Annotated in this window: 28 protein-coding genes; 3 read left to right on the top strand and 25 right to left on the bottom strand. The window is 71.6% G+C overall.

The genetic code is table 11. The features are described from left to right. Nucleotides 1-92: 92 nt before the first annotated feature. Entirely contained in the window at nucleotides 93-506 is a 414-nt protein-coding gene (locus ACJ9NR_RS28045; RefSeq protein WP_412492194.1) for a VOC family protein, read from the top strand. 76 nt (nucleotides 507-582) lie between these two features. Here the strand turns inward: ACJ9NR_RS28045 and ACJ9NR_RS28040 are convergent, their stop codons facing one another. From ACJ9NR_RS28040 to rpsB, 6 genes are all read right to left on the bottom strand, one after another. Next, the gene (locus tag ACJ9NR_RS28040; protein WP_412492195.1) at nucleotides 583-1,134 is read right to left on the bottom strand and encodes an NUDIX domain-containing protein; all 552 of its coding nucleotides are present in this window, start codon (nucleotides 1,132-1,134) and stop codon (nucleotides 583-585) included. Between the two features lie 83 nt (nucleotides 1,135-1,217). Continuing rightward, the gene (locus ACJ9NR_RS28035) at nucleotides 1,218-2,354 is read right to left on the bottom strand and encodes a phosphatidate cytidylyltransferase (RefSeq protein WP_412492196.1); all 1,137 of its coding nucleotides are present in this window, start codon (nucleotides 2,352-2,354) and stop codon (nucleotides 1,218-1,220) included. Further along, on the bottom strand, nucleotides 2,354-2,911 hold the full coding sequence (gene frr, locus ACJ9NR_RS28030) for a ribosome recycling factor (protein WP_313743722.1): 558 nt from the start codon (nucleotides 2,909-2,911) through the stop codon (nucleotides 2,354-2,356). Before frr ends, ACJ9NR_RS28035 begins: the two co-directional genes overlap by 1 nt. A gap of 144 nt (nucleotides 2,912-3,055) precedes the next feature. Then, the gene (gene pyrH, locus ACJ9NR_RS28025; RefSeq protein WP_412492197.1) at nucleotides 3,056-3,814 is read right to left on the bottom strand and encodes a UMP kinase; all 759 of its coding nucleotides are present in this window, start codon (nucleotides 3,812-3,814) and stop codon (nucleotides 3,056-3,058) included. 185 nt (nucleotides 3,815-3,999) lie between these two features. Beyond that, a complete protein-coding gene (gene tsf, locus ACJ9NR_RS28020; RefSeq protein ID WP_412492198.1) occupies nucleotides 4,000-4,836 on the bottom strand; it encodes a translation elongation factor Ts in 837 nt (278 codons plus the stop codon). A gap of 180 nt (nucleotides 4,837-5,016) precedes the next feature. Beyond that, nucleotides 5,017-5,943, bottom strand: coding sequence for a 30S ribosomal protein S2 (rpsB, locus tag ACJ9NR_RS28015; RefSeq protein ID WP_412492199.1), 927 nt, complete (start codon nucleotides 5,941-5,943; stop codon nucleotides 5,017-5,019). A 270-nt stretch (nucleotides 5,944-6,213) separates the two neighbouring features. On the opposite strand from rpsB, the gene ACJ9NR_RS28010 reads away from it, so the two are divergent. Further along, nucleotides 6,214-6,861 (top strand): murein hydrolase activator EnvC family protein, encoded by a 648-nt coding sequence (locus ACJ9NR_RS28010; protein WP_412492200.1) that lies wholly within the window; start codon nucleotides 6,214-6,216, stop codon nucleotides 6,859-6,861. A gap of 320 nt (nucleotides 6,862-7,181) precedes the next feature. Here ACJ9NR_RS28010 and ACJ9NR_RS28005 read toward each other — a convergent pair whose 3' ends face one another. From ACJ9NR_RS28005 to ACJ9NR_RS27925, 17 genes are all read right to left on the bottom strand, one after another. After that, a complete protein-coding gene (locus ACJ9NR_RS28005) occupies nucleotides 7,182-7,739 on the bottom strand; it encodes a TetR/AcrR family transcriptional regulator (protein WP_412492399.1) in 558 nt (185 codons plus the stop codon). A 74-nt stretch (nucleotides 7,740-7,813) separates the two neighbouring features. Then, nucleotides 7,814-8,656, bottom strand: a complete 843-nt coding sequence (gene whiG / locus ACJ9NR_RS28000) for an RNA polymerase sigma factor WhiG (RefSeq protein ID WP_412492201.1) — start codon at nucleotides 8,654-8,656, stop codon at nucleotides 7,814-7,816. 244 nt (nucleotides 8,657-8,900) lie between these two features. After that, nucleotides 8,901-10,088, bottom strand: coding sequence for a DNA-processing protein DprA (dprA, locus tag ACJ9NR_RS27995; RefSeq protein ID WP_412492202.1), 1,188 nt, complete (start codon nucleotides 10,086-10,088; stop codon nucleotides 8,901-8,903). Next, entirely contained in the window at nucleotides 10,085-11,710 is a 1,626-nt protein-coding gene (locus ACJ9NR_RS27990; RefSeq protein WP_412492203.1) for a YifB family Mg chelatase-like AAA ATPase, read from the bottom strand. Before ACJ9NR_RS27990 ends, dprA begins: the two co-directional genes overlap by 4 nt. A gap of 1 nt (nucleotide 11,711) precedes the next feature. After that, nucleotides 11,712-12,104: a YraN family protein gene (locus ACJ9NR_RS27985; RefSeq protein WP_412492204.1), complete on the bottom strand. Its 393-nt coding sequence runs from the start codon at nucleotides 12,102-12,104 to the stop codon at nucleotides 11,712-11,714. A gap of 77 nt (nucleotides 12,105-12,181) precedes the next feature. Then, entirely contained in the window at nucleotides 12,182-12,490 is a 309-nt protein-coding gene (locus tag ACJ9NR_RS27980) for a DUF2469 domain-containing protein (protein WP_003965949.1), read from the bottom strand. Between the two features lie 56 nt (nucleotides 12,491-12,546). Beyond that, a complete protein-coding gene (locus tag ACJ9NR_RS27975) occupies nucleotides 12,547-13,071 on the bottom strand; it encodes an NUDIX hydrolase (protein WP_412492205.1) in 525 nt (174 codons plus the stop codon). Beyond that, nucleotides 13,061-13,837, bottom strand: coding sequence for a signal peptidase I (gene lepB / locus ACJ9NR_RS27970; RefSeq protein ID WP_412492206.1), 777 nt, complete (start codon nucleotides 13,835-13,837; stop codon nucleotides 13,061-13,063). Before lepB (ACJ9NR_RS27970) ends, ACJ9NR_RS27975 begins: the two co-directional genes overlap by 11 nt. A gap of 112 nt (nucleotides 13,838-13,949) precedes the next feature. Beyond that, a complete protein-coding gene (lepB, locus tag ACJ9NR_RS27965; protein WP_412492207.1) occupies nucleotides 13,950-14,954 on the bottom strand; it encodes a signal peptidase I in 1,005 nt (334 codons plus the stop codon). Continuing rightward, a complete protein-coding gene (gene lepB, locus ACJ9NR_RS27960; RefSeq protein ID WP_412492208.1) occupies nucleotides 14,842-15,948 on the bottom strand; it encodes a signal peptidase I in 1,107 nt (368 codons plus the stop codon). The genes lepB (ACJ9NR_RS27965) and lepB (ACJ9NR_RS27960) overlap by 113 nt, the downstream gene beginning before the upstream one ends. After that, nucleotides 15,941-16,657 carry a signal peptidase I gene (lepB, locus tag ACJ9NR_RS27955; RefSeq protein ID WP_412492209.1) on the bottom strand — a complete coding sequence of 239 codons (717 nt, stop codon included), beginning with the start codon at nucleotides 16,655-16,657 and terminating at the stop codon, nucleotides 15,941-15,943. Before lepB (ACJ9NR_RS27955) ends, lepB (ACJ9NR_RS27960) begins: the two co-directional genes overlap by 8 nt. A gap of 45 nt (nucleotides 16,658-16,702) precedes the next feature. Then, nucleotides 16,703-17,053: a 50S ribosomal protein L19 gene (rplS, locus tag ACJ9NR_RS27950; protein WP_016432403.1), complete on the bottom strand. Its 351-nt coding sequence runs from the start codon at nucleotides 17,051-17,053 to the stop codon at nucleotides 16,703-16,705. Nucleotides 17,054-17,187: 134 nt separating this feature from the next. After that, on the bottom strand, nucleotides 17,188-18,021 hold the full coding sequence (gene trmD / locus ACJ9NR_RS27945; RefSeq protein ID WP_412492210.1) for a tRNA (guanosine(37)-N1)-methyltransferase TrmD: 834 nt from the start codon (nucleotides 18,019-18,021) through the stop codon (nucleotides 17,188-17,190). A 3-nt stretch (nucleotides 18,022-18,024) separates the two neighbouring features. After that, nucleotides 18,025-18,567, bottom strand: coding sequence for a ribosome maturation factor RimM (gene rimM / locus ACJ9NR_RS27940; protein WP_412492211.1), 543 nt, complete (start codon nucleotides 18,565-18,567; stop codon nucleotides 18,025-18,027). Nucleotides 18,568-18,662: 95 nt separating this feature from the next. Next, entirely contained in the window at nucleotides 18,663-18,902 is a 240-nt protein-coding gene (locus tag ACJ9NR_RS27935) for an RNA-binding protein (RefSeq protein ID WP_404193982.1), read from the bottom strand. Between the two features lie 2 nt (nucleotides 18,903-18,904). Beyond that, the gene (gene rpsP / locus ACJ9NR_RS27930) at nucleotides 18,905-19,333 is read right to left on the bottom strand and encodes a 30S ribosomal protein S16 (RefSeq protein WP_412492212.1); all 429 of its coding nucleotides are present in this window, start codon (nucleotides 19,331-19,333) and stop codon (nucleotides 18,905-18,907) included. Nucleotides 19,334-19,656: 323 nt separating this feature from the next. Next, nucleotides 19,657-20,253 carry a hypothetical protein gene (locus ACJ9NR_RS27925; RefSeq protein WP_412492213.1) on the bottom strand — a complete coding sequence of 199 codons (597 nt, stop codon included), beginning with the start codon at nucleotides 20,251-20,253 and terminating at the stop codon, nucleotides 19,657-19,659. A gap of 574 nt (nucleotides 20,254-20,827) precedes the next feature. Here ACJ9NR_RS27925 and ACJ9NR_RS27920 point away from each other — a divergent pair. After that, nucleotides 20,828-21,694: an SAM-dependent methyltransferase gene (locus ACJ9NR_RS27920; protein WP_412492214.1), complete on the top strand. Its 867-nt coding sequence runs from the start codon at nucleotides 20,828-20,830 to the stop codon at nucleotides 21,692-21,694. Between the two features lie 172 nt (nucleotides 21,695-21,866). On the opposite strand, the gene ffh is transcribed toward ACJ9NR_RS27920, so the two are convergent. Both ffh and ACJ9NR_RS27910 read right to left on the bottom strand, forming a co-directional pair. Further along, nucleotides 21,867-23,420, bottom strand: a complete 1,554-nt coding sequence (ffh, locus tag ACJ9NR_RS27915) for a signal recognition particle protein (RefSeq protein ID WP_412492215.1) — start codon at nucleotides 23,418-23,420, stop codon at nucleotides 21,867-21,869. A gap of 201 nt (nucleotides 23,421-23,621) precedes the next feature. Continuing rightward, a complete protein-coding gene (locus ACJ9NR_RS27910) occupies nucleotides 23,622-26,087 on the bottom strand; it encodes a [protein-PII] uridylyltransferase (protein ID WP_412492216.1) in 2,466 nt (821 codons plus the stop codon). Between the last annotated feature and the right edge of the window lie 10 nt (nucleotides 26,088-26,097).

Here is a 26,097-nt window from a genome sequence, read left to right as displayed (position 1 = left end):
AGATCGAATGGGGTGGCCTGGGGCTGTGTGTCGGGGCAGCGTGATTGCTCCGGAGCAGGACGTGATTGCTCCGGAGCAGGAGGGGAATACCCGTGTCTCTCGGGGCCTTGTCGGTGATCATGCGTATCTTCCGTACCTACGCCCGCGCCTACGCCGACGACCTGGACGCGGTGCTGGCACCGCTCGCCACGGTGACGGGTGAGCCGGTCGGCAGCCGCTTCGCGATGCCGAACGGCTTGGAGTTGGCCACCGTCGGCCGCGTTCTGGTGGTGGCGGGCGACGAGCGGGTGCTGGAGCCCTACAGGGCGACGGTCGCCACGCTCGTCATCGATGACCTCGACGCGTGCCGGGCGCTGCTCGAGCGGACCGGAGCGCGGATCGTGCGCGGTCCGCAGGCCGTTCCCACGGGCAGGAACCTGACTGCCGAGCTGCCGGGTGGCGTCCGGATCGAGTACGTGGAATGGGACGAGGCCCAGTGGGAACGTGCGGGAGGCCGACCGGTCTAGGGACTTTCTCCTCCCGCTCGGAACGACTGCGCGGCGGCTTCCTTCCTCCGCGGCGGCTTCCTTCCTCCGGCCCGGCTCAGTCGCTCCCTCTCCGCGGAGGCGCCGGGTCAGGGCGGTGTGCGAGATACCGGTCGAAGATCTCTCGGCTGTCGGGAGTGAACGTCCACCGCTGCAGATTCCGCCGCAGTTCGGACCGGGTCAGCCAGCCGTGCCAGGCCACCTCTTCCGGGTCGGGGACGACGGTCTCCGGGAGCACGGCGTCGCACACCCCGAGCCAGTGAGGGCTGAGCCCCACCCGGTTGAGGAACGTGAACCGAGGACGCACTGCCGCCCGCACCCCCAGCTCCTCACCGAGCTCGCGGGCAGCGGCCTGCTCATAGGACTCGCCGACCCCCGCAGCGCCCCCGACGCCGAGTTCGTGGTGGCCTGGGAAACGGGACAGCCGCTCGGCACGCCGATGGACGAGAAAGCGACCCTGCCGGTCGCGGCACACCACCACGCCGACCCGGTGCAGCCAGCCCGCTCGGACGGCCTCCTTCCGGCTGACCACTCCCAGCACCCGGTCCTGAGCATCGACACGTTCGACGAGTTCATCCACGACGTACACGGTCCCAGACGCCACTGACATCCGGCCGGAACGCGCAGCGGTCCTGCGAGATCGTCCGCCCGGCGGGCGGCGGCGCCGTCGAGCGGGCGGGACCTCCCGTGCCGTCAGCCGGATCCCACGAAGAGCACCATCAGCAGCCACACCACGGGCGCCGTCGGCAGCAGCGAGTCCAGCCGGTCCATGATGCCGCCGTGCCCGGGCAGCAGCGTGCCCATGTCCTTGATGCCCAGGTCGCGTTTGATCATCGACTCGCCGAGGTCGCCCAGCGTGGCACTGGCGGCGACCGCGAGGCCCAGGAGCAGGCCCTGCCACCAGGCGCCGTCGTCGATCAGGAACTGCATGCACAGCGCGCCCGCCGCCATCGCGAAACTGACCGCACCGAGCAGTCCCTCCCGGGTCTTGCCGGGGCTGATGCGCGGGGCGAGCTTGTGCTTGCCGAAACGCCAGCCGACGGCGTACGCGCCGGTGTCGCTGACCACCGTCAGCAGCAGGAAGGTCAGCACCCGCCAGGGGCCGTCCCCGGCCGTCAGCATCAGGGCCACGAACGTGGCCAGGAACGGTACGTAGAACGCGGCGAAGACGCCGGCCGTCACGTCCCTGAGGTAGCCCTCCGGCGGTTCCGTCATTCGCCAGACGAGTACCGCCAGCGCCGTGAGCGCCATCGCCACCCAGGCGCCCTCGGCGCCCCGGACGTATCCGGCGACCACCATCGCCGCGCCACCGAGCGCCAGCGGGACCAGGGGCGCCTTGATGCCCTTGCGCTCCTGGAGCCGGCTGGTCAGCTCCCACAGGCCCACCACGACGGCGACGGCGATGACCCCGACGAAGAGGGCCTTGACCACGAACAGGGACGCGATGATCACCACGCCGAGCCCGACGCCGACCCCTATGGCCGCGCTCAGGTCGCGACCCGCGCTCTTCTTCTGCGGCGGGGGCGACGGCTGCGGGGCGTCGGGCATGGGCTCCGGATTCTGCCGCACCGCCCCGTAGGGCGGGGACTGCGGCGTCTCGTCGCGGAACAAGGGGCCGCTCAGCCGAGCGGCCCCCCGGTCGTCATCCTGGTCACCGCCGTACGCGGGTCCCTCGGGCACGATGGGCATGGGGCGAGTCTGCTGCGCCTCAGGCGCATCGTACGCGGGACCCGCCGGGGCAGCCCCCTGGACAGGCCCCTGGTCCGACGGCCCCCAGTACCCGGCCTGTGAACCGGTGTGCGGCGGCGTTCCCCAGGAAGAGTCGTTCATCAGACCTCGAGCAGCTCCGCTTCCTTGTGCTTCAGGAGTTCGTCGACCTGGGCCACGTACTTGTGCGTGGTGTCGTCGAGTTCCTTCTCCGCACGGCGGCCCTCGTCCTCGCCGGTCTCGCCGTCCTTGATCAGCTTGTCGATCGCGTCCTTGGCCTTGCGGCGGACCGAACGGATGGACACGCGCGCGTCCTCCGCCTTGCCCTTGGCGACCTTGATGTACTCGCGGCGGCGCTCCTCGGTGAGCTCCGGGAACACCACTCGGATGATGTTGCCGTCGTTGCTCGGGTTGACGCCGAGGTCGGAGTCGCGGATCGCCTGTTCGATGTTGCGCAGGGCCGACTTGTCGAACGGGGTGACGACCGCCATGCGCGGCTCCGGCACGGAGAACGAAGCCAGCTGGTTGATCGGCGTCGGCGCGCCGTAGTAGTCGGCCACGATCTTGTTGAACATCGCCGGGTGCGCACGACCGGTGCGGATCGCGGCGAAGTCCTCCTTGGCGACCACGACGGCCTTCTCCATCTTCTCCTCGGCCTCGAGGAGGGTCTCTTCGATCACCACTTGCTCCTGCGTGTCTTGAGTAAGGCCCGGCTGCGGTTCCTTGGTGGGGCGGCGGCCGGCTGCGTCGCGTCTTCTTCCTGAACGGTTCCCGACCTGCGGGACATTGTCCATCCCCCGGTCAGGGTCCGTCCGTGTTGCCTGTCAGTCCCGGCCGCCGCGGTCACCCACAAGCGTGCCGATCTTCTCACCCTTGACGGCACGCGCGATATTGCCCTCCGCCAGGAGCTCGAAGACGAGGATCGGGAGCTTGTTGTCGCGGCACAGCGTGATGGCCGTGGCGTCGGCGACCTTGAGGTCGCGGGTGATGACCTCGCCGTAGCCGAGGGAGTCGAACTTGACCGCGTCCGGGTTGCGCTTGGGGTCGGAGTCGTAGACCCCGTCCACGCCGTTCTTGCCCATCAGCAGCGCCTCGGCGTCGATCTCCAGGGCGCGCTGGGCGGCGGTGGTGTCGGTGGAGAAGTACGGCATGCCCATCCCGGCGCCGAAGATGACCACACGGCCCTTCTCCAGGTGCCGCACGGCACGCAGCGGGATGTAGGGCTCGGCGACCTGGCCCATGGTGATGGCGGTCTGCACCCGGGACTGGATGCCTTCCTTCTCCAGGAAGTCCTGCAGGGCGAGGCAGTTCATGACGGTGCCGAGCATGCCCATGTAGTCGGAGCGGGCCCGGTCCATGCCGCGTTGCTGGAGCTCGGCGCCGCGGAAGAAGTTGCCGCCGCCGATGACGACCGCGATCTGCGCGCCGTCGCGTACCACGGACGCGATCTCACGGGCGATCTTGTGCACCACGTCGGGGTCGACGCCCAGGCCCCCGCCGCCGGAGAAGGCCTCACCGGACAGCTTCAGCAGAAACCGACCGGGTACTTTGCCGTCGTCGCTCTTCTGGGCCTTGGTGGTCATCGAGATCCCGCCTCTTTCATGTGGTGCACATACGAAGAAGGCCATTGCCGCCGGGGTGTCGTGCGCAACCCATGCTCGGCAATGGCCTCCTCGTCAGATCTGCTGTCGCCCGTCACGCGCGCGTGCCGGCGTACCGGACGATGCTCCCGACCCTATCGGGCCGGGGCGCCGCTCGCGGCACGGACTCAGATGCCGACCTTGATGCGCGTGAAACGCTTCAGGGTGACACCGGCCTCGTCCAGAACCTTCTGGACCGACTTCTTGTTGTCGAGCGCGTACGGCTGGCCGAGCAGCGTGGCGTCCTTGAAGAAGCCGTTCAGACGACCCTCGACGATCTTCGGCAGGGCGGCCTCGGGCTTGCCCTCGGCGCGGGTGGTCTCCTCGGCGATACGGCGCTCGGACTCGACGACCTCGGCCGGCACGTCCTCCTTGGAGAGGTACTTCGGCGCGAAGGCGGCGATGTGCTGGGCGACGCCCTTGGCGATCTCGGCGTTGGGCTTGTCGAGCTCGACCAGGACACCGATCTGCGGGGGCAGGTCGGGCATCGTGCGGTGCATGTACGCGAGGACGAAGCCGTCGGCGTACTGCGCGAAGCGGTCCAGGACGATCTTCTCGCCGAGGTTGGCGTTGGCCTCGTCCACGAACGCCTGGACGGTCTTGCCGGCCTCGATCTCGGAGGCGAGCAGGGCCTCGAGGTCGGCCGGGGAGGTCTTGGCGACGTGCTCGGCGATCGCGGTGGCGACGGCCTGGAACTTCTCGCCCTTGGCGACGAAGTCCGTCTCGCACTTCAGCTCGACGAGGACGCCGGCGGAGTTGTCCTCGGCGATGACGGAGACGACGGCGCCGTTCTCGGCGGAGCGGCCCTCGCGCTTGGCGACGCCCTTCTGGCCCTTGATCCGGAGCGCCTCGACGGCCTTGTCGACGTTGCCCTCGGCCTCGTCCAGCGCCTTCTTGCAGTCCATCATGCCGGCGCCGGTGAGCTCACGAAGCTTCTTGACGTCGGCGGCGGTGTAGTTCGCCATGAGTCTTTGAGTCTTTCTCGAAGTCTGGAAGATCGAAGATCTACGGGGTCCACGGACCCATGCAGTCGGGGCCGCTGGCTCTCCGCCGACCTACGGGTGAACGGCGGGAGCGGCTTTCACACCGCGCCGAAGGCGCCGGATGCGGTACCGCTCCCGCCGTCAACTTCAGGACGCTGACGGTCAGGCCTGCTCGGCGTCCGCGGCCGGAGCCTCGGTGGCGGGGGCCTCGGTGGCCGGAGCCTCGGCAGCCGGGGCCTCGGCGGCGGGGGCCTCGGCGGCGGGAGTCTCGGCAGGAGCCGGAGCCTCGGCGGGCTTCTCCGCCTCGTCGGCCTTCTTCTCACCCTCGAGCAGGTCGCGCTCCCACTCGGCGAGCGGCTCGCCCGCGGCCTTCTCGCCCTTGCCCTCGGTGGCGACACCGGAGCGGGCGATGAGGCCCTCGGCGACCGCGTCGGCGATCACACGGGTGAGCAGGGTGACGGAGCGGATCGCGTCGTCGTTGCCCGGGATCTTGTAGTCGACCTCGTCGGGGTCGCAGTTGGTGTCGAGGATGGCGACGACCGGGATGTTGAGCTTCCGGGCCTCGCCGACCGCGATGTGCTCCTTCTTGGTGTCCACGATCCAGACGGCGCTGGGCACCTTCTGCATCTCGCGGATACCGCCGAGGGTCTTCTCCAGCTTGGCCTTCTCACGCGAGAGGACCAGGAGCTCCTTCTTGGTCAGACCCGACGCCGCGACGTCCTCGAAGTCGATCTGCTCGAGCTCCTTGAGGCGCTGCAGACGCTTGTAGACGGTGGAGAAGTTGGTGAGCATGCCGCCCAGCCAGCGCTGGTTGACGTAGGGCATGCCGACGCGGGTGGCCTGCTCGGCGATGGCCTCCTGCGCCTGCTTCTTCGTGCCGACGAACATGACCGTGCCGCCGTGGGCGACGGTCTCCTTGACGAACTCGTAGGCGCGGTCGATGTACGACAGCGACTGGAGCAGGTCGATGATGTAGATGCCGTTGCGCTCGGTGAAGATGAAGCGCTTCATCTTCGGGTTCCAGCGGCGGGTCTGGTGACCGAAGTGGACGCCGCTCTCCAGCAGCTCCCGCATCGTGACGACGGCCATGGCCGTTCTCCTTGGGTTTCTCGGTTGTGCCGCGGGGGCCGGACGGCTCCCGCGCCTGACGCCCGCGTGCGCCGTGCCACGAAGGACCGAGGGGCGCTGACACCGGTGTGTGACCACCTGATGTCGGGGCGTGCGAAGTCGACCCGGTGACCCGGATCGCCAGAAGAAGTGTACGGGACCGGCGGGGTGGCGGGTGACGCCGCTGTCCACAACCGCGCGGCGGTCCACAGGTCCCGGCCGTGATCACGGTGGATACGGGACGGTTGCGGCATGCGAGCGAAACGAAGTGCGCGGCTGTCGTGGGCGGTGCCGCTGCGGTGGGCGGTGCCGCTGTCCCTGGCTCTGGCCGTCGTGGCCCCGTGGGCCCGGGCGGACACCCCGCCTCCCGTCCCGCCGCCGGCCCGGCCCGTCCCGGCCATCGGCCGCGCCTGGCCGGTGGGCACCCGTCCCGAGGTCCTGCGGGGCTGGGAGCCTCCGGTGACTCTCTACGGCCGCGGCCACCGGGGCATCGACCTGGCGGCCCCGCCCGGCGCTCCGGTACGGGCGGTGGCACCCGGCCGGATCTCCTTCGCCGGCCGGGTGGCCGGCCGGGGCGTGGTCTCGGTGGAACTGACGGGCACGGACGTGCGTACGACGTACGAACCCGTGAAGGCGTCGGTGAGGAAGGGGGACGAGGTGCGGGCGGGACAGGTGGTGGGGACGGTGGAGCCGATGGCTCCGCACTGCGCGGTCACGTGTGTGCACTGGGGCCTGCTGAGAGCGAGGACCTACCTCGACCCGCTTGCGCTCCTGCCACCAGGGCTGCTGCACCGGCCCCCGCCGAGACTGCTGCCGGTACTGGGCGTCCCCCTGCCCCCGGCCGGCGGACACGGGGCTGCGGCTGCCCCTCTCGCCGAGGGAAACGCCCCGCTCAGGTGAGCGAGGCACCCTCGCTCACCAGGGGGAGGCTCCCCGCGTTCATCAGGGGGTCCATCCGTTCATCACGGGGGAGGCCGCTCCGTTCATCAGAGGGGAGGCCGCTCCGTTCATCAGAGGGGAGGCACCTCGTCGGCGCGGGCGGGCGGCTGGGCGGGGGGCGTCCCCCGTCGGCACGGGCGGGCGGGTGACGGTCCCGCGTCGGCACGGGCAGGCCAGGGGCCCCGGCGCGGCCCACAGCGCTCAGGTCCCGGCGCGGCTCTACTGCGCTCAGGTCCCGGCCCGGCTCTACTGCGCTCAGGTCCCGCCGCGGCCCACGGCGTTCAGCCCTTGAGACCCCGCAACGCCATGCCGACAGCCGCATCGGTGATCGCCGACGGCGACTCGGCCGCCCCCAGCTCGATCCGCCGCACGGCCGCGTCCACCATCCCCTGGAGCAGCATCGCGGCCAGCCGCGGCTCCGGGTGCCCCATCCGCGACAGCGCCTCGACGATCATCGCCACGAGCCCGCCGTGCGCGGCCCGGATCTTCTCCCGGGCGCCCGCGTCGAGCTCGCTCGCGGAGATCGCCACGACGGCCCGGTGCCGCCGGTCCCCCACCAGCTCCAGCTGCCGGCGCACATACGCCTCGACCTTGGCCTCGGCCGTCTCTGCCCCTTCCATCGCCGCCGAGACCTCCGCGGCCCACACGGGGAAGTCGACCTCGCACAGTTCCTCGACGACCGCCGCGCGGGACCGGAAGTACTCGTACACGGACGACCGCGCGAGCCCCGTCCGCTCGGCGAGGGCCGGGAAGGTCAGCGCCTCGGTCCCGCCCTCGGACAGCAACGACCGGGCCGCGTCCAGCAGGGCGGCCCGCTGCATCGACCGGTGCTCGGCCACGGAGGCCGCTCGAATCCTTGGCACGTCAACCACTTTACGGACGGACCACCCCCGAGGGGGGCGAGTCACGTGCCTCAGCGACCGAAGCTCGCCAGCTTGGCCCGCAGCTGCAGCACCGACTTGGTGTGGATCTGGCTGACCCGGCTCTCGGTCACGCCCAGCACGTTCCCGATCTCGGCGAGCGTGAGGCCCTCGTAGTAGTAGAGGGTGACGACGGTCTTCTCCCGGTCGGGCAGCGTGTTGATCGCCCGCGCCAGGAACCGTCTCAGTTCCCGGTCCTCGGCCACCTCCACGGGGTTGTCGGCCGCGGTGTCCTCGAGCGTGTCCATCAGGCTGAGCCGGTCGCCGCCCTCACCGCCCACATGCAGCAGCTCTTCCAGGGCGACCACGTTGGCCAGCGACAACTGGCTGAAGACCGCGTGGAGCTCGTCGACCGCGATGCCCATCTCGGCGGCCACCTCACCCTCCGAGGGCGTCCGTCGCAGCCGCGCCTCCAGGGTCGCGTACGCCCGCTCCACGTTCCGGGCCTTCTGCCGCACGGACCGCGGGATCCAGTCCAGCGCCCGCAGCTCGTCGATCATGGCGCCGCGGATCCGCGTGATCGCGTACGTCTCGAACTTGATCTCGCGCTCGACGTCGAACTTCTCGATCGCGTCGATGAGCCCGAACACCCCGGACGAGACGAAGTCGGCCTGCTCGACGTTGGGGGGCAGACCGACGCTCACCCGTCCCGCCACGTACTTGACCAGCGGCGAGTAGTGCAGGATCAGCTGCTCCCGCAGCCGCTCGTCCCCCGTGTCCTTGTACGAGCGCCACAGCTCGTCGAGCGTCGAGGGAGCGGGCGGCCGCACGCTGCCACCGTCACGGGCGGCTGGGGGGATCGCCGCCCGGTCGGACCCGGAGGTGTGCTGGGGCATTCGTCGCCTTGTGCCGTTCTGCTGTGAAGTGGGGGTGCCTGGGTGAGCTGTCGGTCTGATATCGAGATGCCTGTCTGCGTCGGGATCCTCGTGAGCGTAGCGTGACTGTGGTGTCGCGGTGAGCGAAGAAGGGCCCGTGCCTCGTGCGCAGATACGTTCCTCAGTGCGTCCCACCGAGTCACGGGGGTTGCCGTGCGTGACCGGCGCAGAACCTCAACTCCGGGCGTTTGCACAGGTCTCGGGCCTACCCCGGACGGCCGAACACGCTCGGCCGACATCGGCTCCCGCCTCCGCGGGCGGCGGTCACCGCCTGGCGTGTCAACTTCCAGCCGTCGCCATGTCGTTCGACGTAACCGAGTGATCGGAGTTCGTACAGCCTCGCGATCGCGTCGTCCGGGGTGGTCTGGGCGCCCCGGGCGATCGCACCGGGCGGTGCCGTGCCGCGCCCGGGCAGCGCGGCCAGCACGCGCCGGGCGCCCGGGTCCAGCAGATCGCGGGGCAGCACGGGCCCGCGCCGGTCGGGGGCCAGCTCCCCCATGTCGCCGACCAGCTCGATGACGTCCGCGGCGTCGGTGACGAGCACGGCGTCGCCCCGCAGGAGTTCGTGCACCCCCGCGGACAGGCCGCTCGTGGCCGGTCCGGGTACGCCCATCGTGTGCCTGCCCAGCCGCTGCGCGGCCCGCGCGGTGACCAGCGAGCCGCTGCGATGGGCGGCCTCGACGACCACGGTGCCCCTGGTCAGGGCGGCGATGACACGGTTGCGGACGATGAATCTGCTCGGCGTCGGGTGATCGCCGGGCGGCAACTCCCCGACGACCAGTCCCTGTTCCGCGATCCTGCCGATCAACTCGGTGTGTCCGCGCGGGTAGGGCCGGTCGACGCCGCAGGCGAGGACCGCCACGGTGGCTCCGCCGGCTCCGAGCGCGCCCCGGTGCGCGGCGCCGTCGACCCCGTAGGCACCGCCGGAGACGACCACCCAGCCGTGCTCGGCGAGCGACGCGCCGAGCACGGCCGCCATGTGGGCGCCGTACTCGGTGCAGGCGCGGGCTCCCACGACGGCGACCGAGCGCAGGGCCCACATCCGCAGACTGGGCCGCCCGCGCACCCACAGTCCGCAGGGCCGGGCGTCCCCCAGATCGTCGAGCTGCCCCGGCCACTCGCCGTCCCCCGGCGTCACGAACCGCACCCCGGCCTCCTGGGCGACCGCGAGGTCCCGCTCCGGCTCGGCCTGCCGGGCCCGGGCCCGGAGCCCGGCCCACCGCTTGTCGGTCACCCCGGCGGGCTGCGGCCCGCCCTCCCGCAGCCGCCCGGCCGCCTCCACCGCCCCGAGCTCCCGCACCCACCGCCCGCCGGCCTCGTCCCCCGGCTCGAGCACCCGGGCCAGGAAGACCCGGGCGAGCCGTTCGGCGTCCGGGGCGTCCGCGGCCCTCATGCCGGCGCCCCGATGGCCATCGGAACGCCTCGCGGGACGCCGGTGCGCAGTTGCAGGGCCAGGGCGACGTGCGTCGCGTCCGGACGGCCCCGGCCGACGAGGTCCGCCACGGTCCAGGCGACCCGCAGAACGCGGTCGAGCCCGCGCGCGGTGAGCACCCCGCGCTCCAGATTGCGCTCGGCCTCGTCCATGGCTCCCGGCGCCGCGTGCCAGCGGCTGCGCAGTTCACGCCCGGGGACCTCGCTGTTGGAGCGCCAGGGGGTGCCCGCGAGGCGGGCGGACGCGCGCTCCCGCGCCGCCCTGACCCGGTCGGCGACCGTGGCGGTGGACTCGCCGCGGGCGCCGGGCGCGGTCAGCTGGGCGCGGGTGACGGGGTCGACCTCGACGCGCAGGTCCACCCGGTCGAGCAGCGGCCCCGAAAGCCGGGCCTGGTAGCGGCGGATCGCGGACGGCGGGCAGTCGCACAGCGAGTCCCGCTGCGAGAACCGTCCGCACGGGCAGGGATTGGCGGCGAGCACCATCAGGAACCTGGCGGGAAAGCGCACCACACCGGCGCTGCGCGCGATCACCACGTGCCCGGCCTCCAGGGGCTGCCGGAGGGCGTCGAGGGTCTGACCGTGGAACTCGGGCGCCTCGTCGAGGAAGAGCACGCCCCGGTGGGCCAGCGACACCGCGCCGGGCCGGGCGACGCCCGGTCCGCCGCCGACGAGCGACTGCATCGTGGCCGAGTGGTGCGGGGCGCAGTAGGGCGCGACGTCGATGAGCGGCTTGCCCGGCGGCAGCAGCCCGGCGACCGAGTGCACCGCGGTGACCTCGAGCGAGTCCTGTCGGGTGAGCCGGGGCAGCACGGCCGGCAGCCGCTCCGCGAGCATGGTCTTGCCGGCGCCGGGCGGTCCCTCGAGGAACAGGTGGTGGCCGCCGGCGGCCGAGACCTCCACCGCCGTGCGGGCCGAGGTCTGGCCCACCACGTCGGCCAGGTCGTGGTCGTGGCCGTGCTGTGCGGCGCCCGGGCTGTGCATGCCGGTGGCCGCTCCGGTGCCGGGCACGCGCAGCCCGGCCAGCAGCGGATCCGGGCGCCCCAGCTGGTCCGGCTCCTCGTCGGGCACCGGTTCGTCCGTGAGCACGGCGACCAGCTGCCGCAGGCTGCGGATCCCCAGCACCGACACACCGGGCACCAGGGAGGCCTCGGCGGCCGCGCACTCCGGCACCACCACCTGTTCGTAGCCGGCGTCGGCCGCCGCCAGCACCGCGGGCAGGATGCCCCGGACCGGGCGCACCCTGCCGTCCAGTCCGAGTTCGCCGATCATCACGATGTCGGCGAGCACCCGGGGGTCGATCCGCTCGGAGGCGCCGAGCACCGCGCAGGCCACGGCGAGATCGAAGCCCGAGCCGGCCTTGGGCACGGACGCCGGGCTGAGGCCCACGGTGAGCTTCTTCTGCGGCCACTCGCCACCCGAGTTGACGACCGCCGCCCGTACCCGGTCCCGGCTCTCGGTCAGGCTCTTGTCCGGCAGCCCCACCAGTGTGAAGGCCGCCATTCCCGGCTCCAGGTCGGCCTGGACCTCGACGACCACTCCTTCGACGCCCACCAGCGCCACCGAGCACGTACGCGCGAATCCCATGTCAGGCCACCCCTCGCGCGTGCTCGACGACGGGGGCGCCCCGGTCGGGCAGGAGGACGCCGACGAGGTCGACGCGGGCGCCTCCCGGCGGCGCTCCCCCGTGGGTCTGGATCCAGCGCTCGGCGAGATTCCTCAGCCGTCGCGCCTTCTCCGGGGTGACCGCGGCCATCGGATGCTCGAAGCGGCCGTCCCGGCGGGTCTTCACCTCGCAGACGACCAGCACGTCGCCGTCCAGGGCGACGATGTCGATCTCACCGGTCCTGCCATCACGCCAGTTGCGGTCCAGGACCGTCATCCCGGCCTCTGCCAGCCGCCGCGCGGCCAGATCCTCGCCGTACCTGCCGAGTGCGCTGCGTGCGTTCATGTCGGCACCACCTCCGGCGCCAACCGTCACGCATCCGGCCCGACCGATTGGATCTTGGTGGGCTACTCACCGGTTGTGGACAAACCCGTCACTCACACGAGTGGGGTTCAGCCGCCCGGCAGCTCGAGATCGCTCTTGTTGAGCTCCTCGATGTTCACGTCCTTGAATGTCAGGACCCGCACCTGCTTGACGAACCGGGCCGGCCGGTACATGTCCCAGACCCAGGCGTCCGCCATGGAAACCTCGAAGAACACCTCGCCCTGGACCGAGTGCACCTGCATCTCGTAGTCGTTGGTGAGGTAGAAACGCCGCTCGGTTTCGATCACGTATTTGAACAGACCGACGACATCGCGGTACTCCCGGTAGAGCTTCAGCTCCATCTCGGTCTCGTACTTCTCGAGGTCCTCGGCGCTCATGGCAGCTTCCCCTTCAGCCGTGCGATCCCACCATTGTGCGCCAGTCCCGTGAGCCCCTAGACGATTTCCGCGTCAAGGGTCACGGGTCCGGCCGGGGGACCTTCGTCGAGCAGCCGGCGCAGCAGCTCGGCGAGTCTGGTCGGATACACCGTCTCACGGGCCAGGGCAAGTTCCTGACACGTCCACCAGCGCGCTCCGGCGACGCTGCGCCGCTCCAGCTCCGTCAGGCCGGTGGCCTCGGTCGCCGTCTGTGCCGTGCGGGCCAGGAAGTACCACTCGTCCTGGTCCCAGCGACGGCCGGCGAACGGGAAGGAGCACATCCGCCGCCACAGCACCGGTCCGAGTTCCACGTCGGTGATGCCGGTCTCCTCGGCGAGTTCCCTCAGTGCGGCCTGTTCACGACTCTCGGCACCCTCCAGGCCGCCACCCGGCGTGAACCACCAGGCGTCGGAGGGGTCGTCCGGCTCGTGACCGTGGAGCAGCAGGACGCGGTCGTCGGGGTCGAGCAGGACCACCCGGGCCACCTTGCGCAGTCCGCCGGTGTACGCGTCCTCGGAGCCGCCCCGGGTCTCAGCGGGCACCCACGGGCTCCGTCCGCGCACGGGAGCGCCGAGCGCCCGTCCGCTTGGCGATCGGGCCGTAGGCGCCGCCGGCGAAGACGAGCACGGCACCCGCGACGATCATGGTGATGATGATGCGCAGCGGACCGGGCTGGGACAGCGGGCCGAGGACCTCGAAGCCGGTGGGGCGCTCCAGCATGCCCTTCATGGGCCAGACGACGGCGTCCACGCGGGCCGTCACGGCCGACTCGGCGACCGTGCCCTGGGCCGCGTCGCTGAGGTGGGCGGAGGAGTCCAGGGAGCCCTCGCGCTCGTCGCCGAGCAGGAACAGGCGGCCCTTGGGCACCTTCACGCTCGGGATCTTCTTGTCCTCGACGACGTTGCCCTTGAGGTACGACTCGTCGATCTGCTTGCCGTTGACGGTCAGCTTGCCGTTCGTGCAGCAGGAGACCGTGTCGCCGCCGACCGCGACCACCCGCTTGACCACGGCCGAGCCGGTCACCCAGCTCGTGTCGTTGAAGACGACGACGTCGCCCCTGTGGATCTCGCTGCCGTCCACGCGCTGCGCCAGCACCCGGTCGCCGACGCCGATCGTGGGCGTCATCGAACTGGTCGGCACGGTGTACGGCCGGTAGACCACCGCTCCCCAGGCGAACCCTCCGAGGAACAGCACGACACCCAGTGCGACGGCCAGTCCGGACAGTCGCTGTCCGGTCCTGCTGCCGACCGGGCCCGTGCTGGTGCCGCCGCTGCGCGGGGCCGTACGCGTAGTGCTCTCGCCACCCATGGGTCCGCACCCTACCCGGCGGTACCGGAACCGGTCAGCCCCTCACCGGCCACCATGGTCACAGCTGCACGAGGGTTTCACCTCGGCGGGGCCGGACATCCTCACGGCGGGGTCAGACATCCTCGGAGGAGTCGGCCCCGCGGGTGTCCACGGGCGCGATCCGCCTGCGCCGCCACAGCACCACCGGCACCGCGCCCGCGAGGGCGAGCGCGTTCGGCGCGGCCGTCAGGGCGGCGGACGCCGAGGACTTCTTGCTCAGGCCGGGCTGGTCGAACGTGTCCGGGATCGGCAGGGTGTTCCAGCGGGTGATCGGCCAGGCGATCACGATGGCGCGGCCGACGACCTTGTTCACCGGGACCATGCCGTTGTGCTTGTCGCTCTGGTTGTAGCGCGAGTCGCGGGAGTTCTGGCGGTGGTCGCCCATGACCCAGATGTAGCCCTTGGGGACCTTCACCGAGAACTGGCCGCCCTGCTCGTCGACGCTGCACGGGGTGTTGCCGGCGTACACGACCGACGAGTCGTTCATCGCCTTGCCGTTGACCATCAGCGGGCCGGTGCCCTTGCAGGACACGGTGTCGCCGCCCACGCCGACGACGCGCTTGATCAGGTCCTTCTCCTCCGCGGACGGCATCAGGCCGATCCAGCTGAGGACCTTCTGCAGCGCGTTCGGCTTGGCCGTGGGCTCGCCCGCCAGCCAGTTGTCCGGGTCGTGGAAGACGACGACCTCGCCGCGCTCCGGCTTGGAGCCGAACCAGGGGGTCAGCTTGTCGACGAGCACCCGGTCGCCCACCTGGAGGGTGTTCTGCATCGAGTCCGACGGGATCGAGAACGCCTGCACCAGGAAGGTCTTGATCAGCAGCGCCAGTACGAGCGCGATGCCGATCAGAATGGGCAGCTCCTTCCAGAAGGAGCGCTGTTTCCCCGCTGTGGGGGGTGTACCACCCGAGCCCTCTTCGTCGGTCCGGTCCCGGCCGTCCGGCTGCCCGCCGTCGGTCGTACCGGAGTCATTCCCGGAGGTCACGGCGCTGTCCGCGGCCGGGACGGCAGCGTCCACGGAATTCCCGCGGTGCTCCTCGCCGTCGTGTCCGGACCGTGCGCCAACCGCCACATCCCCCACGCCAACTCCTTACTCTCTGCCACCGCCTGCCCCGTACACGGCGCAGGCCCACCACTCCCATAACGAGCGGGAGTTCCGCAGGGCTCGGGAGCTGGATCGTTCCGTTGAATTCGTCGGAAGCAACCCTATGCGACAGCCGCGGGGCCGCGGTCGCCCCCGACACGGAGTTGGAAACGGAAGCGAAAGTTTTAGGTTCTTTCAAGGTGGTCCAGTGGCCGAACGGCCAGGCGATCACCATGGCCCGTCCCACCACCGATTTCTCGGAGACCGTGCCGCCGTAGTCGGTGTTCTGGTGGGCCCGGGAGTCCGCGGAGTTGGCCCGGTGGTCGCCCATCACCCACAGCCGACCCTTGGGGACGGTGATGTCGAACTTCTGTGTGGAGGGGGCGTTTCCGGGATACAGGTAGCCGCCCTCGGTCAGGGGCACGCCGTTGACGGTCATCCGCCCCTGTGCGTCGCAGCACTTGACGTGGTCGCCGCCGACCCCGATGACCCGCTTGATGAGGTCCTTCTCGTTGTCGGACGGCAGCAGGCCGATGAAGGTCAGCCCTTCCTTGACCTGCTTGACGACGATGGGGTCGTTCTTCTTGGTCCCGGTCTGCTCGTCGGCGAGCCAGCCACCGGGGTCGTGGAAGACGACGACGTCCCCGCGCTTGGGCTTGGAGCCGAACCACGGGGTGAACTTGTCGACCAGGACGCGGTCGCCGATCCGGATCGTCTGCTCCATCGAACCGGACGGGATCACGAACGCCTGGACCAGGAACGTCTTCAGGACCAGGGCTATGAGGACCGCGACACCGACGAGGAGGGGTATCTCCTTGACCGCGCTGCGCCTGCGCTTTCGTTTGACCTTGCGCTGGAGCTTGCGCCGCTCGGCGCGGGTGCGGCCGCCGGCCGCCGGGCCCCCGGTGCGCCGGGAGCCGGTGGGCAGCAGGTTCTCCGTGCTGAAGGGGTCGCCGGGCCCCGAGCCGCGCGGCTTGCCGCGGTTACCCATGGGCACCGCCGGCGGCGGGCACGCGCGCGTAGGCGCCGGGACGGTGCAGACGGCTCCAGTGGGCGTGCGGCCAGACGATCCAGTCGGCGCGTCCGACGACGTCGGAGACCGGGATCATGCCGCCGCCGGGTGAGCCCAGGTGGTCGCGGGAGTCGCTGGAGTCGCTGCGGTGGTCGCCGAGGACGAAGAGGGTGCCGTCGGGCACGACGACCTTGAAGGGCACCGTGGACGGGCTGTCACCGGGGTACAGGAACGTCGACTCGTCGACCGACCGGCCGTTCACCTCGATCCTCCCCTGCTTGTTGCAGCAGACCACATGGTCTCCGCCCACACCCACGACACGTTTGATGTAGTCACCGTCACCGAAGTACCCGGCGCCGTCGAACACGACGACATCGCCGCGTCGCGGTTCGGCACCGAAACGGTACGCCAACTTATTTACGAGAACCCGGTCCCCGATCCTCAATCCGTTCTCCATGGATCCGCTGGGAATCTGGAACGGTTGCACCACGAAAGCGTTGAGGATCAGCAAAAAGGCCAGGCAGATGAGCAGGGTCAACGAGATCCGGCCGCCCGGCAGCCAGTCGGTGGCCCGCGACACCAACGCGAAAAGCGACCGTCCCTCCCGTCCTCCCGTGACCGGGGTCTCCTCGGTCGTGGAAGGGCGGGAGGAGCGGTCGCGCTCCGTCTGCTGTGCTTCGGCGTCCATCGGGGCCGAATGTTATCCGGCCGTCCTGTGGACCCCGGCGCGAGCTCAGCTCTCGCGCTTCTCCTTGATCTTCGCGGCCTTGCCGCGCAGCTCGCGCAGGTAGTACAGCTTGGCGCGACGCACGTCACCGCGGGTGACGAGCTCGATCTTCTCGACGATCGGGGTGTGCACCGGGAAGGTGCGCTCGACGCCGACGGAGAAGGAGACCTTGCGGACCGTGAAGGTCTCGCGCACGCCGGCGCCCTGGCGGCGGATCACCACGCCCTTGAACTGCTGCACACGGGAGCGGTTGCCCTCGATGACGCGGACGTGGACGTTGACGGTGTCGCCCGGGCGGAAGGCCGGGACGTCGCTGCGCAGCGACGCGGCGTCGACGGAGTCGAGCAGGTGAGACATTTCGTCTGCTTTCTTCGCTGATGCCACAGGTCATCAACGGGAACTAGGTTTTCCTGAAGGAGGCTGCCGTCGTCGGGGCGGGCGTCGTGTCCCCCTGTGGCAGGGGCGCACGCCGGACGGCGCACAGCAGCGGCCTATTCTTCCACGCCCTGCGGCCTGCGCCAAAATCGGCCGTACGGCTCCCCCTCCGGGTCCGGGGCCCAGCCCAGGATGGACAGCATCTCGCGGTCCTTCCTGTCGAAGGCCTTGGGGTCGCAGCGCTCGATGAGATCGGGCCGGTTGGCCGCCGTACGCTTCAGGGCCTCGTCGCGGCGCCAGCGGGCGATCCTGCCGTGATGCCCGCTGAGCAGCACGTCCGGGATGCCGCGCCCGCGCCACTCGGGCGGCTTGGTGTAGACGGGGCCTTCCAGCAGGCCGGCCATGGCGCCGGGGGCGAAGGAGTCGTCGCGGTGCGACTCGGCGTTGCCGAGGACGCCGGGCAGCAGGCGGGCGACGGCCTCGGTGACGACCAGGACGGCCGCCTCGCCGCCCGCGAGCACGTAGTCGCCGATGGACACCTCGTACACCGGCACGCGGGCCGCGTACTCGTCGATCACGCGCCGGTCGATGCCCTCGTAGCGCGCGGGCGTGAAGATCAGCCAGGGGCGCTCGGAGAGCTCGACGGCGAGCTCCTGGGTGAAGGGACGGCCGCTGGGCGTGGGGACGATCAGGGCCGGCGCGCGGCAGCCGCTCTCGTAGCCGTCGGCGAGGACGGAGTCGAGCGCCTCGCCCCAGGGGCCGGTCTTCATGACCATGCCGGGGCCGCCGCCGTACGGGGTGTCGTCGACGGTGTTGTGCCGGTCGTGGGTCCACGCGCGCAGGTCGTGCACCCGGACGTCCAGCTGTCCACGCGCGCGTGCCTTGCCGACGAGGGAGACGTTCAGCGGTTCCAGGTACTCGGGGAAGATCGTGACGACGTCGAGGCGCATCTCTTACGACTCTTCCCGCGACGAGGCGATGTCCGCCCGGTCGTCGATCAGGCCGGGCGGCGGGTCGATGACGGCCTTCTGCCCGGCCAGGTCGATCTCGGTGACGATCTCCTGCACGAACGGGATCATCACCTCGCTGCCGTCCGGCCGCTCCACGATGAACAGGTCCTGGGAGGGCAGGTGCGAGATCTCGGTGATCCGGCCGACCCCGGCTCCGTCCTCGGTGACCACGTCGAGGTCGACGAGCTGGTGGTCGTAGTACTCGTCCTCCTCCTCGGGACGCTCCTCCGGGTCGATGTCGGCGATGAGGAGGATGTTGCGCAGGGCCTCGGCGCCGGTGCGGTCGGCGACGCCCTCGAAGCGCAGCAGCAGCCGGCCGCTGTGGACGCGGCCGGTCTCGATGGTGAGGGGTCCCGCCGCGGCGGGATCGGTGGCGAGTACGGCGCCGGGGGCGAGCCGCAGTTCGGGCTCGTCGGTGCGGACCTCGACGGTGACCTCGCCCTTGATGCCGTGGGCGCGGCCGATCCGTGCGACTACGAGCTGCACTGTGTGACGTTCTCCTGTGATCGGGACCCGTAACGACCACGGGCCGGGGACGGACCAGTGGCCCTCCCCGGCCCGAGCCGGTGTTGCGTTTGGCGTCAGCGGACGTGATCCACGTCGACGAGGTCGACGCGGACACCGCGGCCGCCGATGGCGCCCACGACGGTGCGCAGAGCGCGTGCGGTGCGGCCGTTGCGGCCGATCACCTTGCCGAGGTCGTCGGGGTGGACCCGGACCTCCAGCACGCGTCCGCGGCGCAGGTTGCGCGAGGCGACCCGCACATCGTCAGGGTTGTCGACGATGCCCTTCACGAGGTGCTCGAGAGCCTCCTCGAGCATGCTCAGGCCTCGGTCGACGCAGACGCAGAGGACTCGGCGGCAGCCTCGTCCTTCTTCTCGGCCTTCTTCTTCTGGGTGATGGCCTCACCCTTGCCCTCGTCGTCGCCGCCAAGGGCCTCGAACGAAGGACGCGCGGACTTCTCGGCCGGCTGCAGCAGCGGCGCCGGGGCGGGCTCGCCCTTGTACTTCTGCCAGTCGCCGGTCTTCTTCAGGATGGCGAGCACGGGCTCGGTCGGCTGGGCGCCGACGGAGAGCCAGTACGCCACGCGCTCGGCGTTGACCTCGATGCGCGAGGGGTTCTGCACCGGGTGGTACAGGCCGATCTCCTCGATCGCACGGCCGTCACGACGGGTACGGGAGTCGGCGACGACGATGCGGTAGTGAGGCGAACGGATCTTGCCCAGACGCTTCAGCTTGATCTTGACTGCCACGGGAGTGGGTTCTCCTGGTTTTGACGTGGTTGGGCACGGCGAGACGGCCGCGTGGGGTTGCGGTACCCGAGTGCCCGATGGACGCGTCAGCCGGAGGAGAGAGGGGTCCTGTGCGGCTGTCGAGTACAGCTAGCCATTGTGCCACACATGCGGGCCGCTTCCGGCCGAGGGGGCCGCACAGGCGTCCGGGCACGCCTCCGGGGCACCCGGCGCCCCGGGTGCCCTGGAGGTCGGTCCCACGGCCCGCGGCGGCGTCGCCACCGCGGGCCGCGCGGCCGGGTCGGCACCGGCAGCCACGAGATGCCGGCACCCGACGTCCGCCGTTACGCCGCTCCCACCACCTCCGGGATCCGGAACGGCTTGCCGCAGCCCCCGCACACGATCGGGGCCTGGGCCAGGACGGACGGGACCACACGGACGTTGCGACCGCAGTCGCAGACCGCCTTCACCCGGACGCCGCCGCCGGACGAGCCGTGCCGGGCGGCCGGGCCCCGGAAGCTCTTCGGGGTGTCGGCGGAGGTGGCCGCCGTGTGGGCCTTCAGGGCGCGCTGGAGCCGCTCGATCGTCGGGCGGTAGCGGCGCCTGGCCTCGGGGTTGAGCGTGACCAGCGAGAAGCCGCTGCTGGGGTGCGGTTCCTCGGGGTGGTCCAGGCCCAGCTCCTCGGCGATGGCGAGGAATCTGCGGTTGTGGTAGCGGCCGGCACGGGACGTGTCGCGCACGCCGCGCGCGGCGGCGATGCCATGGACTGCCTCATGGAGCAGTCGCTCGAAGGAGAGCTCGTGACCGCAGGCGGACGAGGACTCTCCGATCAGGGACTCGGGCGCGGCCAGATCGGGCAGCTCGGGGTGGTACCGCTGAATGTCGGCCCACGCCTGTGCCAGCTCTGCGGCCAGAACAGGTGGTGTCTGTGTCGTGCTCACGTAATGACAACGAGCGGGGGTGCCGCTGTGTTCCTATTCCGGGGCATCCCAAATAATTTGCACGTACCCGTCAGTTGCCGCTGATGCGTCCCGACGAGGGCGGGTGCGCTGATCTGCGGAGAAACCTCACAGCTCCTACCAAGCCGGTACGTAGTCCCGACTACGACCCGGCGCGTAGACGATGTCCACGCGCCGGTGCGGCGGTGATCCGCGGATGCGCAAGGGGCGTTTCGGCCGCTCTTGCGGCGGAGGGCGCTATCTCACTAAGCGCCACCGGCGTCCGCGACGTTACCGGGCTCCTTCCCGCGCCCCGGCACCGGCCCGCCCCCGGCGGGCAGACGCCGTACGGCCGGGCGCGGGCCCGGAAGGCACGGATCCGGCGATCGCGGTGGCCCAGGTTGCCGGAATGTGAAATCTCGCCACTCGAGCAGCGAACCCTCAAGCCGGGCCCGGATACCACTGGACGCGCGGTCGAGTGCGGAGTTACCTGGCATACGGGGGGAGTGCGAGCGCACGTCACGGGGGCTACGGAAAAGGGCACAGCGGCAACTCTCGGCGGATTGGGGCGCTTTACATGACACCTACGCTCGTGCGGCGGCACTCCTCCCAGGCGGATGCGACATCCCGCGTGGACCGGTGTGCACGCGCGCGTGACTGGTCCGAGATCCAGGAGCGGATGCTGGTCCCGCTCTACGAGGCCGTCTACGAGCGACTGGAAGTAGGCTCCGGCACCCGGCTGCTGGGGCTCGGCTGCGGCAGTGGACTGGCCCTGCTGATGGCGGCGTCCAGAGGGGCCGCGGTCACCGGCGTCGACCACTCCTCCCCCGAACGGCTCGCGCTCGCGCGGGAGCGGCTGCTCCCGGACACGCGGCGCACGCGCGCGCGTGAGGGCACCCGGCTCGTCGAAGGGTCACCCGAGGACGTAGGGGCCGCGAGCGGCGCGGAGACGCCCGCGTACACCCTGGTGACCGCTTTCGAGCCGATCGGGTGCCTGGCGGGCGACTCGGAGGGGCTCGGCGGACTGTTGCGGGCGGCGACGCCGCTCGCCGAGCGCGGGGCACCCGTGGTGCTCGCCGGCTGGGGTCCGCCGGAACGCTGCTCCACGTCGTCGGTGCTGCGGGTGGCCGGCAGGCTGGCGGAGCCGCTGCGCGGCACGGGCGGCTGGCGCCCCGCCCCGCGCGACGAGCTGGAGGAGGTGGCCCAGCGGGCGGGGCTGAAACCGGACGGCTCGGGACGGGTCGCGTGTCCCTTCGGGTACGCGGACACGGAGAGCGCGGTACGGGGCCTGCTGTCGACGGGCCTCTTCGACGCGGCGGTCTCCGCGACGGACCGGGCCCAGGTGGACAAGGAGCTGACGGAGGCGCTGCATCCGTATCTGCGGCCGGACGGGACCGTGTGGATGCCCAATGTCTTCCGGTACCTGATCGCACGGATCCCCTGAGCCGTGTCCGGCCCGTCCCGCCTGCCCGGCGGCGTCCGGCCCCGGCGCGCGCGGGAGCCGGGGCCGGGGGCGGGCCGGGGGCCGGCCGGATCGCCGGACGTCGCGGCGGCCGGCCCCTGGCGCGCGGAAGGCGGTCCCGGGTCCGTCCTGGGTCCCGGGCTTCCCGGGGGGCTCAGCCCATGAACTTCTTGAACTCGTCCGGCAGCTCGAAGTTCTCCGGCGTCTGCTGGCCCGGCACACCGAAGGCGTTGCCGCCCTGAGCGGCGGCGGCCCGGCGCGCGGCCTCCTCCTGCTCCTGCTGCTTGCGCTTCATCGGGTTGCCGGAACGCTGCTTGCCCTTGGCCTTCTTCGGCTGCTTCCTGGAACGGCCGGCACCGCCCCCGGTGCCCGGCATCCCGGGCATCCCCGGCATGCCGCCGCCCTGGGCCATGCGGGACATCATCTTGCGTGCCTCGAAGAACCGCTCGACCAGGCTCTTCACGGCGCTGACCTCCACGCCGGAGCCCTTGGCGATACGGGCGCGGCGCGAGCCGTTGATGATCGTCGGCTCCTGGCGCTCGGCCGGGGTCATCGACTTGATGATCGCGGCCGTACGGTCGACGTCGCGCTCGTCGAGGTTGTTGATCTGGTCCTTGATCTGCCCCATGCCCGGGAGCATGCCGAGCAGCTTGCTGATGCTGCCCATCTTCCTGACCTGCTCCATCTGGGCCAGGAAGTCGTCCAGGGTGAAGTCCTGGCCCTTCTTCGACGCCAGCTTGGAGGCCATCTTCTGGGCCTCTTCCTGGCTGAACGTCTTCTCCGCCTGCTCGATCAGGGTGAGCAGGTCACCCATGTCGAGGATGCGGGAGGCCATCCGGTCCGGGTGGAAGGCGTCGAAGTCCTCGAGCTTCTCGCCGTTCGACGCGAACATGATGGGCTTGCCGGTGACCTGGCGGATGGACAGGGCGGCGCCGCCGCGGGCGTCACCGTCGAGCTTGGAGAGCACGACTCCGTCGAAGCCGACGCCGTCGCGGAAGGCCTCGGCGGTGGTGACCGCGTCCTGGCCGATCATCGCGTCGACGACGAACAGGATCTCGTCCGGGGAGACGACGTCGCGGATGTCCGCGGCCTGCTGCATCATCTCCTGGTCGATGCCGAGACGGCCGGCGGTGTCCACGATCACGATGTCGTGGACCTTGGACTTCGCGAAGTCGACGGAGTCCTTGGCGACCTTGATCGGGTCGCCCACGCCGTTGCCAGGCTCGGGCGCGTAGACCGCGACGCCGGCGCGCTCGGCGACGACGCTCAGCTGGTTCACGGCGTTCGGGCGCTGGAGGTCGGCGGCGACCAGCAGCGGCGAATGGCCCTGCTCCTTCAGCCAGCGGCCGAGCTTGCCCGCCAGGGTGGTCTTACCGGCGCCCTGCAGACCCGCCAGCATGATCACGGTCGGCGGCTGCTTGGCGAAGCGCAGGCGCCTGGTCTCACCACCGAGGATCGTGACGAGCTCGTCGTTGACGATCTTCAGGACCTGCTGGGCGGGGTTCAGCGCCCGGGAGACCTCGGCACCGAGCGCACGCTCCTTGACGTTCTTGATGAACGACCGGACGACGGGCAGCGCCACGTCGGCCTCGAGGAGCGCGATACGGATCTCGCGCGCGGTGGCGTCGATGTCCGCCTCGGAGAGCCGTCCCTTGCCGCGCAGGTTCTTGAAAGTCGCTGAGAGGCGATCGGAGAGAGTATCGAACACGGCGCTCGCGGTCCTCGGGGTCGGTGGCAGCTGACGAATCGCCCTCCAGGGTATCCCGGGTCGGCGGGAGGCCGGGATGCCGTGTCACGGGAGGGGCGGCCCGGCCCCCTCCAGGCCTGTCACGGCACCGCTTCCGGACCGGCTTCGAGCCGCCCCCGCGGCCTCCGGTCCCGCCCGGCCCGGCACCGTGGCAGGGCCCGCTCACCCGCGCAGCATCTCCTCCAGCTTCCGGGCCACCGACGCCGCTTCCTCGACCGGCAGGGGCGCGCCCTCGGGCCCGGTGACGTAGAAGGCGTCCACCGCGTTCGCGCCCAGGGTGGAGGCGTGGGCGCTGCGGACCCGTACGTTCGCGTCCTCCAGGGCACGGCCGATGCGGAACAGCAGGCCGGGGGCGTCCTGGGCGCGCACCTCTATCACCGTGGCCAGGTGGGAGGCGGCCGGCGCGACGGTCACGCGGGGCGGTGGGGCCACGACGCCCCGGCGGCGCGGGTAGGCGGCGTCGCGTTCGGCGAGGCGGCCGGCGATGTCCAGGGAGCCGTCGAGGGCGCGGACCAGGTCGGCGCGCAGCCGGGCGGCCTGCGGCAGGGAGCCGTACTCCGCGGCGACCCGCCAGTTCAGCAGCAGGGCCGAGCCGTCGACGCCGGCCGGCAGCTCCAGGGCGCGCAGTTCCGCGGTGCGGACCGTCAGCCGGTGCAGGGCGAGGACTCCGGACGCGGCGGGCAGCACGCCCGGCTGGTCCGGTACGGCGATCAGCAGTTCGACGCCGAGCGGCTCCGGGTCGCCGGCCGGCCGGTCCTCCGCCGCCGGCTCGGTCTGCGCGCGCAGCGACAGCACCGGGCTGCCGGTGGCGACCGCCTCGATGGCGAGGCGCTCCTGCTCGGCGGTGGGCGCGGCCGCCTCGGGCTCGTCGAGCGGGTCCCCGGCGAGCACCGCGGACACCCGTCCGGCCAGGTCGGCGACGAGCGAACCGCGCCAGGAGGACCAGGCTGCCGGGCCGGTGGCCAGCGCGTCCGCCTCGGTCAGCGCGTGCAGCAGCTCCAGCGTGGACTGCGTACCGACGGCCTCGGCGACGGAGCGGACGGTGGCGGGGTCCTCCAGGTCGCGGCGCGTGGCCGTGTCGATCAGCAGCAGGTGGTGCCGTACCAGGGCCGCGATCACGGCCACGTCCTCGCGGTCGAAGCCGATGCGCGCCGCCACGTCCTTGGCGATGATCTCGCCGGCCACCGAGTGGTCGCCGGGCCAGCCCTTGCCGATGTCGTGCAGCAGGGCGGCCACCAGGAGCAGGTCGGGGCGGTGGACCCGGCGGGTGAACTCGGAGGCGCGTACGGCCGTCTCGATCAGATGCCGGTCGACGGTCCACAGGTGCACGGCGTTGCGCTGCGGACGGCAGCGCACCCGCTCCCAGTCCGGGAGCAGCTGTGTGATCAGGCCCTCCGCCTCCAGCGCCTCCCACACCTCGACGGTCGGGCGGCCCGAGCCGAGGAGGGTGACGAGCTGTTCGCGGGCCTCGGCGGGCCAGGGCGTGGGCAGCGGGCGCACGGTCGCCGCCAGGCGCCGCACGGCGTGCAGGGAGAGCGGCAGGCCCGACTGCGCGGCGGCGGCCGCGGCGCGCAGCGGCAGCACGGGGTCGCGCTCGGGGCGGGCGGCGCGGGCGAGCACGGCCTCGCCCTCCTGCTCGACCACGCCCTCGGCCAGCGGCGTGCGCTCGGCGACCTGCTTCCCGCCGCTCAGCGCCCTCCCGCCGCCGAGCATGGCGCGCAGCCGCGGCCGCACGGCCCGCGACCTGAGCACCCGGCCCACCTCGCGCCAGGTGACGTCACTGGCGTAGGAGATGACGCGGGCCGCCTCGTACACCTCGCGCAGCAGTGTGTCGGCGTCGAGCAGGCCGAGCCCGGCGGCGACCTGGTCCTGCTCCTGGAGCGCGAGCCGGTCGGTCGCCCGGCCCGTCGCCAGGTGCAGCGCGTCGCGTACGTCGAGCAGCCGGCGCCGGGCCTCGGCCAGGCCCTCGCGCGGGGCGTCCGCCACCCAGGAGGCGGCGACGGCGCGCAGGACGGTGGCGTCCCGGAGCCCGCCGCGGGCCTCCTTCAGGTCCGGCTCCAGCAGGTACTGCAGCTCGCCCTGGCGCTCGGCGCGCTCGGCGCCCAGCTCCTGGAGTTCGGGCAGGCGCTTGGGGGCCTGGTTGCGCCAGTCGGCGAGGACGGCCGTGCGCAGGCCGGCGGTCAGCCCCATGTCACCGGCGATGTGGCGGGCGTCCAGCAGACCGAGCTGGGCCTTCAGGTCCTCCCCGGCCGTCCTGCGGGCCTCCGCCGTGGTGCGCACCGAGTGGTCCAGGGAGAGCCCGAGGTCCCACACGGGGTACCAGAGGCGGTCGGCGAGGGCGGCGACCGCCCCGGAGTCGCCGCCGTCGTGCAGGAGCAGCAGGTCCAGGTCGCTGCGGGGCGAGAGCTCGCCGCGGCCGTAGCCGCCGACGGCGACCAGGGAGACGCCGCGCAGCCCCTGGGCGCCCGCGCCGAAGAGCCCCGTCAGCCACTCGTCCGTCAGCGCGGACAGGGCCGTACGGCGCGGCGGCCCGGACTGCGCCCCCTCGGTGAGGAGGCGCAGCCGGGCCGCCGCGTAGCCGCTGGGTCCCGAGTCCTCTGCTTCCTTGCGCACGTCCGTACTCGACACCCGGCGACTC

Source organism: Streptomyces sediminimaris, from assembly GCF_047049295.1.
In the GTDB taxonomy this organism is placed as follows: domain Bacteria; phylum Actinomycetota; class Actinomycetes; order Streptomycetales; family Streptomycetaceae; genus Streptomyces; species Streptomyces sediminimaris.
The sequence above is the reverse complement of the archived record's forward strand: the minus strand, read 5'-3'. Positions and strand labels throughout refer to the sequence as shown.

What these genes read in the sequence shown, in the direction of transcription:
- dprA (WP_412492202.1), bottom strand. Translation starts at nt 10,088, where the DNA reads ATGAGGGCCGCGGACGCCCCGGACGCCGAACGGCTCGCCCGGGTCTTC.
- whiG (WP_412492201.1), bottom strand. Translation starts at nt 8,656, where the DNA reads ATGCCCCAGCACACCTCCGGGTCCGACCGGGCGGCGATCCCCCCAGCC.
- rplS (WP_016432403.1), bottom strand. Translation starts at nt 17,053, where the DNA reads ATGTCTCACCTGCTCGACTCCGTCGACGCCGCGTCGCTGCGCAGCGAC.
- ACJ9NR_RS28010 (WP_412492200.1), top strand. Translation starts at nt 6,214, where the DNA reads ATGCGAGCGAAACGAAGTGCGCGGCTGTCGTGGGCGGTGCCGCTGCGG.
- ACJ9NR_RS27935 (WP_404193982.1), bottom strand. Translation starts at nt 18,902, where the DNA reads ATGCTCGAGGAGGCTCTCGAGCACCTCGTGAAGGGCATCGTCGACAAC.
- ACJ9NR_RS27920 (WP_412492214.1), top strand. Translation starts at nt 20,828, where the DNA reads ATGACACCTACGCTCGTGCGGCGGCACTCCTCCCAGGCGGATGCGACA.
- lepB (WP_412492209.1), bottom strand. Translation starts at nt 16,657, where the DNA reads ATGGACGCCGAAGCACAGCAGACGGAGCGCGACCGCTCCTCCCGCCCT.
- rpsB (WP_412492199.1), bottom strand. Translation starts at nt 5,943, where the DNA reads ATGGCCGTCGTCACGATGCGGGAGCTGCTGGAGAGCGGCGTCCACTTC.
- pyrH (WP_412492197.1), bottom strand. Translation starts at nt 3,814, where the DNA reads ATGACCACCAAGGCCCAGAAGAGCGACGACGGCAAAGTACCCGGTCGG.
- ACJ9NR_RS27980 (WP_003965949.1), bottom strand. Translation starts at nt 12,490, where the DNA reads ATGAGCGCCGAGGACCTCGAGAAGTACGAGACCGAGATGGAGCTGAAG.
- ACJ9NR_RS27990 (WP_412492203.1), bottom strand. Translation starts at nt 11,710, where the DNA reads ATGGGATTCGCGCGTACGTGCTCGGTGGCGCTGGTGGGCGTCGAAGGA.
- ACJ9NR_RS28040 (WP_412492195.1), bottom strand. Translation starts at nt 1,134, where the DNA reads ATGTCAGTGGCGTCTGGGACCGTGTACGTCGTGGATGAACTCGTCGAA.
- lepB (WP_412492208.1), bottom strand. Translation starts at nt 15,948, where the DNA reads ATGGGTAACCGCGGCAAGCCGCGCGGCTCGGGGCCCGGCGACCCCTTC.
- tsf (WP_412492198.1), bottom strand. Translation starts at nt 4,836, where the DNA reads ATGGCGAACTACACCGCCGCCGACGTCAAGAAGCTTCGTGAGCTCACC.
- lepB (WP_412492206.1), bottom strand. Translation starts at nt 13,837, where the DNA reads ATGGGTGGCGAGAGCACTACGCGTACGGCCCCGCGCAGCGGCGGCACC.
- trmD (WP_412492210.1), bottom strand. Translation starts at nt 18,021, where the DNA reads ATGCGCCTCGACGTCGTCACGATCTTCCCCGAGTACCTGGAACCGCTG.
- ACJ9NR_RS28035 (WP_412492196.1), bottom strand. Translation starts at nt 2,354, where the DNA reads ATGAACGACTCTTCCTGGGGAACGCCGCCGCACACCGGTTCACAGGCC.